Source organism: Roseibium porphyridii (assembly GCF_026191725.2).
Taxonomy (GTDB): domain Bacteria; phylum Pseudomonadota; class Alphaproteobacteria; order Rhizobiales; family Stappiaceae; genus Roseibium; species Roseibium porphyridii.
Genome location: NZ_CP120863.1, coordinates 5,248,849 through 5,261,003, shown reverse-complemented (window position 1 = coordinate 5,261,003; position 12,155 = coordinate 5,248,849). Strand labels below are relative to the sequence as shown.

Annotated in this window: 12 protein-coding genes; 5 read left to right on the top strand and 7 right to left on the bottom strand. The window is 54.7% G+C overall.

Annotated elements, in window-relative coordinates; all coding sequences use genetic code 11:
* Positions 1–8: 8 nt before the first annotated feature.
* The 4 genes from K1718_RS24230 to K1718_RS24215 form a co-directional block, all read right to left on the bottom strand.
* On the bottom strand, positions 9–497 hold the full coding sequence (locus K1718_RS24230; protein ID WP_265680541.1) for a (2Fe-2S)-binding protein: 489 nt from the start codon (positions 495–497) through the stop codon (positions 9–11).
* 14 nt (positions 498–511) lie between these two features.
* Positions 512–1,372, bottom strand: coding sequence for an FAD binding domain-containing protein (locus K1718_RS24225; RefSeq protein WP_265680542.1), 861 nt, complete (start codon positions 1,370–1,372; stop codon positions 512–514).
* A 22-nt stretch (positions 1,373–1,394) separates the two neighbouring features.
* A complete protein-coding gene (locus K1718_RS24220; RefSeq protein WP_265680543.1) occupies positions 1,395–2,315 on the bottom strand; it encodes an SMP-30/gluconolactonase/LRE family protein in 921 nt (306 codons plus the stop codon).
* A gap of 757 nt (positions 2,316–3,072) precedes the next feature.
* A complete protein-coding gene (locus K1718_RS24215) occupies positions 3,073–3,744 on the bottom strand; it encodes a Crp/Fnr family transcriptional regulator (RefSeq protein ID WP_265680544.1) in 672 nt (223 codons plus the stop codon).
* Positions 3,745–3,821: 77 nt separating this feature from the next.
* Between K1718_RS24215 and K1718_RS24210 the strand changes: the two genes are divergently transcribed.
* The 3 genes from K1718_RS24210 to K1718_RS24200 all read left to right on the top strand — a co-directional run bounded on the left by K1718_RS24210 (position 3,822) and on the right by K1718_RS24200 (position 7,126).
* Entirely contained in the window at positions 3,822–5,147 is a 1,326-nt protein-coding gene (locus K1718_RS24210) for an amidase (RefSeq protein WP_265680545.1), read from the top strand.
* Positions 5,148–5,635: 488 nt separating this feature from the next.
* A complete protein-coding gene (locus K1718_RS24205) occupies positions 5,636–6,262 on the top strand; it encodes a LysE family translocator (protein WP_265680546.1) in 627 nt (208 codons plus the stop codon).
* Positions 6,263–6,523: 261 nt separating this feature from the next.
* Positions 6,524–7,126, top strand: a complete 603-nt coding sequence (locus K1718_RS24200; protein WP_265680547.1) for an alpha/beta fold hydrolase — start codon at positions 6,524–6,526, stop codon at positions 7,124–7,126.
* Between the two features lie 131 nt (positions 7,127–7,257).
* Here the strand turns inward: K1718_RS24200 and K1718_RS24195 are convergent, their stop codons facing one another.
* A complete protein-coding gene (locus tag K1718_RS24195; RefSeq protein ID WP_265680548.1) occupies positions 7,258–8,169 on the bottom strand; it encodes a hypothetical protein in 912 nt (303 codons plus the stop codon).
* A 198-nt stretch (positions 8,170–8,367) separates the two neighbouring features.
* Here K1718_RS24195 and K1718_RS24190 point away from each other — a divergent pair, with 198 nt between their 5' ends.
* Both K1718_RS24190 and K1718_RS24185 read left to right on the top strand, forming a co-directional pair.
* The gene (locus tag K1718_RS24190) at positions 8,368–9,165 is read left to right on the top strand and encodes an ABC transporter ATP-binding protein (protein WP_265680549.1); all 798 of its coding nucleotides are present in this window, start codon (positions 8,368–8,370) and stop codon (positions 9,163–9,165) included.
* A complete protein-coding gene (locus K1718_RS24185) occupies positions 9,162–10,709 on the top strand; it encodes a permease (RefSeq protein WP_265680550.1) in 1,548 nt (515 codons plus the stop codon). The genes K1718_RS24190 and K1718_RS24185 overlap by 4 nt, the downstream gene beginning before the upstream one ends.
* Positions 10,710–10,909: 200 nt before the next feature.
* Here the strand turns inward: K1718_RS24185 and K1718_RS24180 are convergent, their stop codons facing one another.
* Entirely contained in the window at positions 10,910–11,383 is a 474-nt protein-coding gene (locus K1718_RS24180; protein ID WP_265680551.1) for a hypothetical protein, read from the bottom strand.
* Positions 11,384–11,468: 85 nt separating this feature from the next.
* Entirely contained in the window at positions 11,469–11,681 is a 213-nt protein-coding gene (locus K1718_RS24175) for a hypothetical protein (RefSeq protein ID WP_265680552.1), read from the bottom strand.
* Positions 11,682–12,155: the final 474 nt, after the last annotated feature.

Below are 12,155 nucleotides of genomic sequence, written 5' to 3'. Positions count from 1 at the left end.
TCTCTCCCTCATGCCGCTTCTGTTTCGGCCGTGCGCAGCTTCGCGGCGGCGGAACGGATGGCGTTGATTATGTATTGGTAGCCGGTGCAGCGGCAAAGATTACCGGCGATGGCTTCGCGGATTTCTTCGTCCGTCGGGTCGGGGTTGTGGTCGAGCAGCTCCTTCGCCGCGGCCAGCATGCCCGGCGTACAGAAACCGCATTGCAGGCCATGCTCTTCCCAGAAGGCGTGCTGGATCGGATGGAGATCATCCTGACCGAAGCCTTCGACCGTGGTAATCGTCGAGCCATCCAACTGTACCGCGAACATAAGGCAGGAGCGGACAGCCTTACCGTCGACCAGCAGATTGCACGCACCGCATACCCCGTGTTCGCAACCCACATGGGTGCCCGGCAATGCCAGCTCATGACGGATGAAGTCCGACAGCAGCATCCGTGACGGGACCAAGGCCTGCCTTAAGCGCCCGTTCACGGTCAGCGAAATCGCGATCTTATCCATGTTATCCTCCCTTTTTATCTGGCGCGTGTGACCGCAGCGCTCAGAACGCGCGGTATAAGTGTGCGCACCAAGTCGCGGCGATAATCGGCGCTGGCACCAATGGTGTTGGCGGGGTTCATCGCCGATGCGGCGTCTGCGGCGACCGCCGCGAACAGATCGTCCGAGGGCGCTTGCCCGTTCAAGGCAGTTTCCGCCTGTCTCAGGCGGAGTGAGCGTTCGCCGATCCCCGCGGCAGCGACATGTGCACCGGTTATCCGCCGGGCATCCAGTCGCAACGTCGCCGCGCAGGCGGTCCAGGCGAAGTCACCCTTGCGCATAGAGACTTCCTCAAAGCCCCAGCCGGTGCCTGTCGCTGGCACGGGAATGCGCACCTCCGAGAGCATCTCACCAGGTTGCAACGCAGTTTCATAGACACCTGTAAAGAAGGCTGTTGCCGGCACCTCACGGTGACCGCTTTGGCTTGCGACAATCATCACTGCGTCGAGTAGCTGCATGAGTGCGGGCATCTCCGATGCCGGATCGGCATGGCACAGGTTGCCGCAAAGGGTGCCGCGGTTGCGCACTGCCGAATGCGCGACCCAGTCGTAAGCGTCGGCGACAATTGGCAGGTGCTCGGCAATGAGCGGCGCGCTTTTGACATCCGCATGGCGAGCGAGCGCGCCGATGGCGATCATGTCGCCTTCCAGGCGGATATAGTCGATGTCGGGCACGCGGTTGATATCGATGAGGTGCGACGGTTGAGCCATGCGATAATTCATCATGGGCACAAGGCTTTGCCCTCCGGCCAGTATGCGTGCGTCTTCCTTTTCCGCCAGGAGTGCCAACACGGTGGGCAGGTCTTCAGGCCGACTATAGTCGAATTTTGCGGGTTTCATGTTTCCTCCCTTTCAGACGCGCTCATCCGGCGAACCGAGGCTCCGGCACGCCGCGGATACCCAAGCCCCGGATGCGGAACAACGCACCCGCGGCGAATTGAGGTTTGGTCTGTTTTTCGAAATTGTCGTGAGCTGCAGGGTGGCTGACGCGCGCCATGGACGTAACGTAGATGTCCATCAGGTCCGGCCCGCCGAACATTACCGATGTGATGTTACGCACTGGCATGGTGATCTTGCGCTCGATACTGCCGTCGGGGGCATAGCGGATCAGATCACCCGAAATTACCTGCGCATTCCAGAGGCAGCCTTCCTCATCGACTGTGGAGCCATCGGCGAAGCCGCTGTCGTCGGCCGTCGAAGCAAAGACCCGGCGGTTCGCGAGCGATCCTGCGCCTAAGTCGTAGTCGTAAGCCCAGATCTCATTCTTGAACGTGTCCGCGAAGTAGAAGGTCTTGTCGTCTGGGCTCCAGCACGGCCCGTTCGAGCAAATGATGCCGCTTTCAATCTTGCTAAGCGTCATGTCGGGGTCGAGCCTCCAGAGCCCGCAAATGCCGAGCTCCTCTTGATCATCCATGCCACCGGCGAAGAAGCGTCCTGCACGATCGCACTTTCCATCATTGAGGCGCGCACGCGAAGGATCGTCATTCACCTGGGCGATCAACTCAGTGCGCCCTGTATCAAAGTCGAAGGTGTAGAAGCCGTCGCTAAGCGCCAGGACCGCGCCGCCATTCTTGCGCAGCGCTATGGCGCCGACATCTTGTTCGAGCGGCCACGAGCGGACATCGCCGTTCTCGGGGTCGAAGCGCCAGATAGCATCCTTTCCAACCCTGGACCCTGTGCTGTCCACCCAATACAGCGTGCCGGAACCATGATCCCATACAGGCCCTTCACCAAGATGGTTCTCACAATCCAGCACGCATTCAATTGTAAAATGTCGAGCCACATGATCCTCCGCTCATCATTGCATTCGATTATTATATTATACGTACGTATAAATCAAGTATCTTCGCATCATGGGCATCCCGCATCGCCTGTCGCAAGGCGCGCAGCGCTCTCCTCGTTTGGTTACTGATATCGTGTTTGGACTACGCCCTACGTTCGGTGGAAAGTTGTAGTAAAGGCTTCGGAAAGTATAATTTAGAAATATCTGTATTATTATTTAATTTGATAAATAAAAACTTGGATCGAAACCGTTCAAGAAGTAAAAACTAAGAAAATGCAATTCGAAATATCGGAGGTGCTATTAACACTGGTCGCGGCTCTGAAGTCTGCATCACGTGTGCGAAGTTAGGCAACGAATCAAAGGAGGTTGGTGCTGCGAAAAAAATCCGATCTTCGGGATCGCTGCGAATACTTGAAAAATTTCTCAAGACGTCAGAATCTCTTGATTTGACAGTGTCCTAAAAGGACCAGGATTAGTGACTTGTCAGCCATATTCTTATGTCCGCTTACCTGCCAGTAGTACCTAAAATCTGTTCGTCTACGGCGAGAGCTTGAAAGCTGCCGCGAGAGTATTTGTAGCCTTTCTTCTCCAGGTCCATAGCGACTTGAACGCTAATACGAAGAGACGCGTGCCATTACCTGACTCTCCATTGCAAACACCTGAGAGTGTAACCGGCTTACACCTTGTGGACACAGCACCGCGTTGGTTTTACCGATATGACCGACCCTCCAGAAGAATTGCCGGACTTCTCTTGAGTTTATGTGCGTAAGAGCATTTGCCGCGTTGTCCGCAACCACTTGGCGACTTCCATACCCAGGCTCGCTTCGATCGCGATCTGTAAACTGGAATTGCGTGAAAATTTGGAGGTCAATTCCTTAAAGCTCCATGTCAGCAGTGTTGTCGGAGCCGACACCCGAACAGTAACTGGGGCAGAGAATTTGCTTTTCTGACTGAGGAGCGCGACCGCGCCAACAAAATTTCCTTCTGAGAGATCGTCAACACGTTTGCCGTCCTGCTCAACCACGAGTTCGCCTTCGACCACAAGGGACAATTCTTCAACCGAATTGCCTTGCATCACCAGGATCGTACCGGCGGGAACCGTTTTACGCTCCGCCATTCGAAGGAACTTGAATGCGTCGCGTTCGGACAGGTTCTGCAGAGCGATTGCGAAGAGGCGCTGTTCTTCGTTCGTAAAAGGAGCTGGTCGCATCTCTGCCAAGAGGCGGGCAATCCAGTAAAGATTGATACAGAAAAAGAAGGTATTCCAGCCAATGGGAGCCCAAAGGGGTGACGGTTGGAGGTAGTAGTAAGGCATTAACAATGAAATCCCGACCAATGTCAGGATTCTCAACCAGAAAATGTCGCGAACCGAATAGGAAAAGAGATAAATGACATTCGCGACATTCACCAAAACATCAAGGCCGGCCATTGCTAAGCCCTTTTATTATTGAGCGATGTAGGTTTAACCTAGTCGACCGTAAGGCTTGGCGATAGATGGGAAAAGCCATGTCGGAAACTGCCAGCAACCAGCTAACGCGCACGCTCGACGCGGTCGCGAGAACCGAAGATAAGGTCCACGCCTATCGGCACGTATTGGAGCTGGAGGCTCGATCCTCCGCCAGCGACGTCGACCTCAGCAAGGCATCTTCGCCGATAGCCGGTTGGGCGTTCGCTGTGAAGGAGGTGTTCGACGTTGCAGGTGTTGTGACCTCGGGAGGGTCGCAAGCCTACGAAGATCGTGTCGCAACGTTAGACGCAACAGTGGTGGCTCGGCTGCGTGCTGCCGGTGGTACGCTAGTCGGTACGCAGGTTGCACATGAGTTGACCTGCGGTCTTGACCAACCGCTAACACGCAATCCGTGGAATCTTTCATACTATCCTGGTGGATCGAGTGCCGGAGCTGGTGTCTCGGTCGCTGTCGGATCGGCGCGCTTCGCCTTAGGCACCGATGCTGCCGGTTCTGTGCGCATTCCAGAGGCAATGACTGGAACGACGGGCCTTAAACCGACTTGGGGACTGATCAGTTCGCACGGTGTGATGCGTGAGGCATCAGCACCATCGATTGATCATGTCGGAATCATTGCCCGGTCAGCGGCGGAAATCGGCAAAGTTCTTCCAATCCTGACCGATCCCGACCCTTGGGACGCGGCAACATTGCAAGCACGCTGTGACCAGGACCAACGACCGCAACACAACAACAGGATTGCTGTTCTCGGCGAAACTACCCTTTCGGCTCTTACAGATGCCTATCCTCTAGATCCGGAAATCAAAATCGCGTTAGCCGATTCGTGTAAAGTCTTCCGACAAGCTGGCGCGGAAATCGTCGAACTGGAGCTGCCAACACTGCCGATGGCCGTTGATGCAATTGTGACGCTCTTCTCTGCGGAGCTGGCATGGGCCAATACGGCCGCTCTCGCAAAACGTCGCGACCGTTTCAATCCCAAGGTTGCAGAGATGATTGAAACTGGATTGGGCATACCTGCGGACCGATTGATGGATGCGGTGCGAGTGCGCTCAAAATTACAGAAGGAACTATCTGCTGCTTTTGCCGCTGTCAGCACACACTTTCTGCTCACACCAACCACGCCGCGTCCGGCAATGTCCCTGGCGGAATTTGATCCGACACAGGAACTTGGGACACTCATCCCTTTTACTTGCGGCTTTAATCTGACAGGAAATCCTGCAATCAGTATTCCTTGTGGCCAGACCAAAGAAGGCCTGCCTATTGGGCTACAAACTGTCGGCAGCCACTACATGGAAACAGAACTGCTTGACCTTGCCATGGAGTTTCAGCGTCAAACGCATTGGCATGAATTGCGTTGTCCCATTTGAAGCTGGGTATAGTGTTGCTTTTGCCTTTGCCGTACGAGAATGGACGAATGGTAGGGAAGAAGAGCAAACTCAAAGTGTTGATGAGATCCGCCTGAGTATTATCGGGACCGGGCCGTTGCGCGTGCGGTTTGCATTCCTCAATTCACTTGTCAAACCTGCCAGCCCGCTCCTGCCCACGAAGCCGTCAGTCCACGCCTACCCAATTTGAACGTTTGTTCGTCTACGGTGAAACCTTGAAAGCTGCCGTGAGAGTTTTTGTAGCCTTTCTTCACCGGCTGCATAGCGACTGGCATTCGAAGCGATCTGCTCCATTGCAAACTCTCCTTCGCAATGAGCTGGCCATGCGAAGCCGCCACCACCTTGTGGACACAGCGCCGTGTTGGTTTTACCCATATGATCGAAGCTACGAAGGCACATCGCACGCCCGAAGATCGAGGCTGGACAGGTGAATTCTCAGTCAAGTCTGATTTGACATTGGGGGCGAAGGTTTGACTGAATTTGTCTCAGCGACACTGACCGGCATTACTTTGGGACTGGCCGCCGGCCTGGCGCCCGGCCCATTGATGACCATTGTCATCGCTCAAACCATACGTCACGGCTTCAAGGAAGGACTGTTGGTTGCCGCTGCGCCGCTTGTCACGGACGTCCCTATTGTTCTGACGTTGTTCTTTGTGCTTCGGGAACTCCCAAACCAGGCGCTGGGTCTGCTCGGGATTGTTGGCGCTCTCTATGCTCTCTATTTGGCCTACGAGACCGCCAAGGCGGACACTGTCGGGGAAATCGCTGCGGCTACGGCACCAGCATCTTTGAAAAAAGGGGTTCTTGCCAATTTCCTGAGCCCTCACCCCTACCTGTTCTGGATCACAGTCGGTGTGCCTTATGTGCTTGCAGCTTCTGAAAAATCATCCCTGGCCCCCTGGGGGTTTGTTGTCGGTTTCTATCTTCTTCTGGTCGGCTCAAAAGTTGGCGTTGCCGCTCTTACGGGGCGATACCGCCATCTGCTCACCGGTCGGGCTTACCCCTACATCATGCGTGGGCTGGCAATCGTGCTTGTCATCTTCGCTGTACTTCTGTTCCGCGAAGGCCTGAATTTGCTAACCAGCAGTGGCCGCTAAGCCAAACCCGCCATTCATGCAGGGCGCTAGATCAAAGACATCGGGTGGAACCGAACCTTCGCTGTGACGACTTGCACAACCGCTTCGCGTTTTAAACGTCGGCAAGAAGCAGCTGAAGTATTGCTTATGTTGCATGATTGCCTGCCAATAGCGCATGGTGCGAGGGTCCAGATATCTCAATCGGAAAGACGTCTAAGAGGTGCTCCGCGCACCAAAGTCCAACGACCGAATGCACATCGGAAACGTAAGGTGAAATCGCTTGTGACACACTATTTATTCGTCCCCGGGGGGAAACGCACCAAAGAAGATTTCGACAAGGTTCGCACCTTGCTGGAGACCGATGGTCATCAGACAGATGCCCTCACATTATCCGATCCCGAAAGAGCAACCCTGTCGGATCATATTGAAGAGCTTTGCGAGCGCATCGAGGGAGCCGGAGTGCAGCGGTTGCACCTCGTCGGGCACAGCTATGCCAGCTTTGTCATCACTGGCGCTGCGGATCGAGTGCCTGAGAAAATCGAAAGGCTGGTCTTTCTGGACACGCTCATTCCCGAGAGCGGTAAGTCACTGTTGGACTTCTTCGAGATTGCAGGGATCGACCCGGTTGATTTCGGAGTGCCAAACTGGCCGCCCTTTGTTCAGAAGCTTGTCTTCAATGCCACCAGGTTCAAGGCGATCCCGAAGACGTATATTCACTGCCTGAACAGCCAGTTTCTGGTCATGACCGAAAATGAGGTCGGCCACGTCAAAGCGCATTTGGAGCAGGAGCACTGGACCTATCTTGAGATTGAGGCGGACCACTATTGCATGATCAAGGTGCCCGAACTGGTCGCAAAGGCAGTCGTTAAGCAGAGCATGACCTGAGCTTCCATCCAGGCTTACACTGTGTTGGTCCCCATGACATTTTGGATTTGAGTGTCTGCTGACGCCGCCATCAATTTAAGAAGACCTTCGAAGGTCTATTGGCAGGGAATTTGCCTCCCGCCTGTGCTGGTTCAGACAAATGCAAAGTCGTCGGCTCCGACGGTTTCAAGGTTCGTTCCTGCGAGAAACACTTCGTAGCGAACCTGTGTTTCAGCAACCGGTCCATCGAGTTGCAGCTCGGTAATCCGGACCCAGGTGCCGGTGACGCCATCTACGGTCGTCTCATAGGCCGACCAATCAGCCAGATTCGGGTCATAGACCTGGAACTGCAGGATGTCGTCATCGAGATCAAAGTCCCTGATTGTGTCGAAATTTGACGTGCCTCCAGGGCTGTCGCCAAGATTGAAGGCAAAGGTGTCGCTTTCCGTCCCGCCCCAAAGAATATCTGCGCCGAGACCTCCAACAATAGTGTCGGTGCCACCGCCGCCTTCGAGGACGTCATTTCCTGCGCCGCCAAAGAGGTGATTTCCAATCTGGCGGTCGTCGCCGACAATGGCATCGTCGTGGCTGGTTCCGATGACACTTTCGATATCGGTTATGTATTCTTTGACCGTGAAAGTATTCGGATCCAGCGCGCCGCCCATCCTCAACGACACCACGATACCTTTGTCCATCCCGGAATAGCTTATCGTGTCGTGACCACTGCCTCCGTCGATCTTGTTTCCATCAAGCTCGCCCCAGAAAAAGTCGTCACCTGCTTCGCCGAACATTTCGTCCGCGCCTTCACCACCGATAAAGGTGTCGTTTCCTTCGCCTCCATAGAGAAAATCTCTGCCGCCTCCGCCGTGCAGCCCATCGTTACCACCGTTCCCGTACATGGTGTCGGAAAAGGCGTCCCCAAAAATGTAGTCAGCTCCCTCGGAGCCGATGAAAACGGCTTTCCAACCCTTGTCGACCGTCTCGGTGTCCGGCTTTGCATACTGATAGTACGGGTTGTTTTCCTGCGGCAGTTTCAGCTTGATTGGAGCAGTAAACGTGATCATTTTCAGACACCTGTTGGAGCGAAAGTGACCCAACGTTATTGCCGGGGAGTGCTTCAGTCTGTTACTGCCGTCACATCCGGTCGACTTCCAACTTTTCTTTCATTCATGGTGCTTCAATGTGAGGCAAATGACCGGGTTTTACATTAGCGAAAGGTCCCCTCGGTAAACTGGTCGAAACCTTCTATTGATGAGAGATAGATGCCGTCCTCCAGTACCACCGCCCTTGATATTTCCAACCTTCATAAGCGCTTCAGCGAACCCGCAGTCAACGGTCTTTCGCTGACTGTGCAGGATGGTGAATTCTATGCCTTGCTGGGTCCGAATGGCGCAGGCAAAACAACGACGTTGCGGATGGTCGCAGGATTGCTCGAGGCCGATAGCGGCTCCGTCAAAGTCTGCGGCGTCGACGCTTTTTCAGACCCGATTGCTGCCAAACAGGTTTTGGCTTGGGTCCCGGACGAACCCATGGTTTATGACAAGCTGACGCCGCTTGAATATCTTGAGTTTGTGGCTGGCCTCTGGAGCATGCAGCCGGACCTGGCGCGCTTCAAGGCCGATACTTTCCTGGAGTCTTTTGGACTTGAGCCCCATGCCAATGAACGTTGTGGCGGGTTCTCCAAGGGAATGCGTCAGAAAGTGGCGCTTGCCGGTGCCTTGATCCATGAACCGCGCTTGATAATCCTCGATGAACCGCTCACCGGACTTGATGCTGGGTCTGCGCGGCAGGTGAAGAAGGTTTTGTCCGGGCTTGTTGCGCAGGGAGTGTCGATCATCATGACGACGCATATCCTTGAAGTCGCAGAGCGCATGGCCGACCGGATCGGGATTATCGCCGGCGGGCAGCTTGTTGCTGAGGGAACGCTGGAAGAGTTGCGCAAACAAGCAAGCGCAGAAGGCAATTCTCTAGAGGACATTTTCCTCGACATCGTAGGTGGCGTTTCCGAAGGTGATACGCAACCGGGCATGGCAAATCTCCTTGATGAGAAAGTGGCATGAGTGCGACAGCGGCCCGTTCCGCTTTGATGCGTTTTTCAAAGCATGAATTGCGGCTCGCTTGGCGCGACTGGGCCTGGATGTTCTCAGGTTGGCGCAACACAAGTCTGCGGCGCGCATTGATCGGCATGAGTTTGTTCTATGCAGTCATGCATCTGATCGCATATGCGGTGCTTTCACCCCATTTGACCGCCGGGTTTGTGCTCGATCAGACCGCGTTGGCAATGCTGTCGGTCACGGTTCTGCTCAGCTTCACCATGATGCTGTCACAGGCGATGGAATCGGTAACGCGTGCGTTCTATGCCCGCGATGATCTTGATCTGATACTTTCTTCACCCGCCCCCTCCCGTGACCTCTTTCTTGTGCGCATCGTCATGATGGCTCTGACAAGCTGGGTGATGTCGGCGTTGGTCATTTCGCCATTCCTCAATGTTGCCGTGGTGCTTGGCGGGGTGCATTGGCTTGGGGGCTATATGGTGCTCCTTGCAGCATCGCTGACAGCAACTGGAGCAGGTGTGTTGATCACACTCGCACTGTTCAAGACGGTCGGAGCGCAGCGTACGCGCCTCTGCGCACAAATCTTGGCTGCGGTGGTCGGTGCGGCCTTTCTGATCGGTATGCAAGTCGTAGCCATACTTTCCTTCGGGTCGATGTCCAGGTTCACGCTTTTCGATCCAGCGTTTGTGGCCAACCATGCGCCAGCTGCAGGCTCCGCGTGGTGGTTCCTCGCTCACGCGGTGGCCGGACAGACTGCCACTGTGCTTTTGCTTTTCGCTGTTTCTCTCTTGTTTTTTGCGGCGGGGGCCTGGTGCGGCGCCGTACAGTTTCGCCGCATTGTCGTGTTGGCACTTGGCGTCACGGAAAAGGCTCCGCGCGAACGCGCAACGGAACGGACCTTTCGCTGTTACTCGCCTCTTGGCGCGCTCGTTTTCAAGGAGCTTAAGCTCATCGCCCGCGATCCCTGGCTGGTTTCCCAGACACTGATGCAGGTTCTCTATCTTATCCCGCCAGCTGTTATGCTGTGGGTCAGTTTTGGCGAGAACGCCGAAATTTCCGTGATCATCGCCCCTGTAATTGTTATGGCAGTCGGTCAGCTTGCAGGCGGCCTTGCCTGGCTGACCATCTCCGGAGAAGATTCACCCGATCTGATCGTTACGGCCCCCATCTCCGCGTTCACGCGTCTCTGGGCGAAGGTCTTGTCAGTTCTGATGCTTATCGCCGCAATAATGCTGCCGATCGTTTTGGGCCTGGCGCTCATATCGGTATGGGGCGCAGTTGTTACCTTTGCCGGTGCAATGATCGCGGCATCTAGCGCAATCCTGGTTCAACTCTGGTTCCGTGCGCAAGCCAAGCGCACCAATTTCAGACGCCGGCAAGTCGCTTCGAAAGCCTCGACACTCGCGGAAGCCGCAGCGTCCATCGCGTGCGCGGCTGGCACTGCACTCGTCGCGGCAGGGAGCCCGTTGGCGCTCCTCCCCGTCGTGCTGCTCTTAACTGTGCTTGGGATCTCGTGGAGCATTCGCCCGAAACACAGCGCAAATGCCTAAGGGACTTGCGCAAGCATTGAATGAGCAGTTTTGCAGTTTCCCCCTCCCAAACGTCTCCGCTTGGCAAACGCGCGACATGGGCAGATCCAACCCGTTTCGGTGCGCGCGTTCCCGGTGAAATCCATACTAGATCAACTGATCAGGCGAACCTAAGACGGGCAGGGATGATTGTCCTGGAAACAGATTACTTTGCTGTTCTGCTAGGGCCTGCGTTGGCCATCAATGCGCCATGCAATCGATTTGCCGCATAAACAGTGCCGCATTGTCCCAAAAGCCTGCTCATAAGTGTCGTTTTGAAACGGAACAAGGCAGGTGAGTTCCGGTGGGCTCAAACGATAGCAATTCAAGCAAAATAGCGAAACAAAATTGCCCTCGAAGATCTGTTCGTTGAAACTCACGGGCAGCTCTGTTGCACCGACGGATATCGGTGAGGAAGCGTTATCCATTTTCCTGACCCGGTCCTGGAAAGCTATTAGCCGTCTAAGCTCCACCACCTTTTGTGATTTGCTGTTCGCTTCACCAGGGTACTTTTCAAAGTGAGCAGTGAAGCGGGCAATTGCGGTATCGAGTTGCTCTTCCAGATTTTCAACTCGCAGCCACACTGTGAATTCATGCGGAAGTTCACTGAAGTTCCAGCTGTCGTTTCGGACGACAAGATATGAGGGCACGTTCATCGCCGAAATTTCCAGAATAAACTGAACATGAACACGGTTGCTCTTGTACCAACCCACCTCTGAAAGAGAAGTGTCAGTGCCGGGATCATCTGCGAATGGCACTGATGAGACAGATGACACCCAGGACCCAGGGTAGCGAGGCGAGGGTGAGAAATTCACTGTCCAGATAGTCTGCAAGGCGAACGCTGCAGTTTGTCGTATTGGTTTTGAACCCACACCCAAGGGCAACAACGAAACCCCAGGCAACAACTGGTCCAATCAGAAAAACTGCTGACACAACGAATAGAAAAATTTTCAATGAAAAACTCTGATTGATGATTGCAAGACTGGGTCTTCAGCCTGGTTGTATAGCTTGGATAGATACGAACTTGAAGTAGCTGAGGGAACAAGGCTCGCAACTAAGACACGTCCTATCAGATGCTCGATTCTTGTCCGGCTTTGCGGTTCTGCATTGTTGGCTATGGAAGCCTCTCACGTGACATCGGGAGGCGTATCGGGTCACCCCTGGAGTGTCCGCACGACCGGTCGGGTGGTCAAAACATTCCAGTTCGCTTCCAGCTCCGAGTTGTGAGCCGGTAAAGCGCCTCCTTTGTGGTCGTGAAGAAGCTTGTGAGCAACTCCCACAACCGGAACGACAGCGACTAGGGCTAGTGGCGATGATATTGACTTTGTTGACCTCAAACCCACGCGTTTCTACACAAGGCTCCAAATCAGTTACGACCGTCAATCGCGTGAATTTTCCTTGAGGTGGTATGGCGCTCCAACTCCAGGC

Excerpts from the sequence above, each read along its gene's own strand:
- K1718_RS24230 (WP_265680541.1), bottom strand. The coding sequence starts at position 497 with ATGGATAAGATCGCGATTTCGCTGACCGTGAACGGGCGCTTAAGGCAG.
- K1718_RS24225 (WP_265680542.1), bottom strand. The coding sequence starts at position 1,372 with ATGAAACCCGCAAAATTCGACTATAGTCGGCCTGAAGACCTGCCCACC.
- K1718_RS24215 (WP_265680544.1), bottom strand. The coding sequence starts at position 3,744 with ATGGCCGGCCTTGATGTTTTGGTGAATGTCGCGAATGTCATTTATCTC.
- K1718_RS24210 (WP_265680545.1), top strand. The coding sequence starts at position 3,822 with ATGTCGGAAACTGCCAGCAACCAGCTAACGCGCACGCTCGACGCGGTC.
- K1718_RS24195 (WP_265680548.1), bottom strand. The coding sequence starts at position 8,169 with ATGATCACGTTTACTGCTCCAATCAAGCTGAAACTGCCGCAGGAAAAC.
- K1718_RS24190 (WP_265680549.1), top strand. The coding sequence starts at position 8,368 with ATGCCGTCCTCCAGTACCACCGCCCTTGATATTTCCAACCTTCATAAG.
- K1718_RS24185 (WP_265680550.1), top strand. The coding sequence starts at position 9,162 with ATGAGTGCGACAGCGGCCCGTTCCGCTTTGATGCGTTTTTCAAAGCAT.
- K1718_RS24180 (WP_265680551.1), bottom strand. The coding sequence starts at position 11,383 with ATGAACGTGCCCTCATATCTTGTCGTCCGAAACGACAGCTGGAACTTC.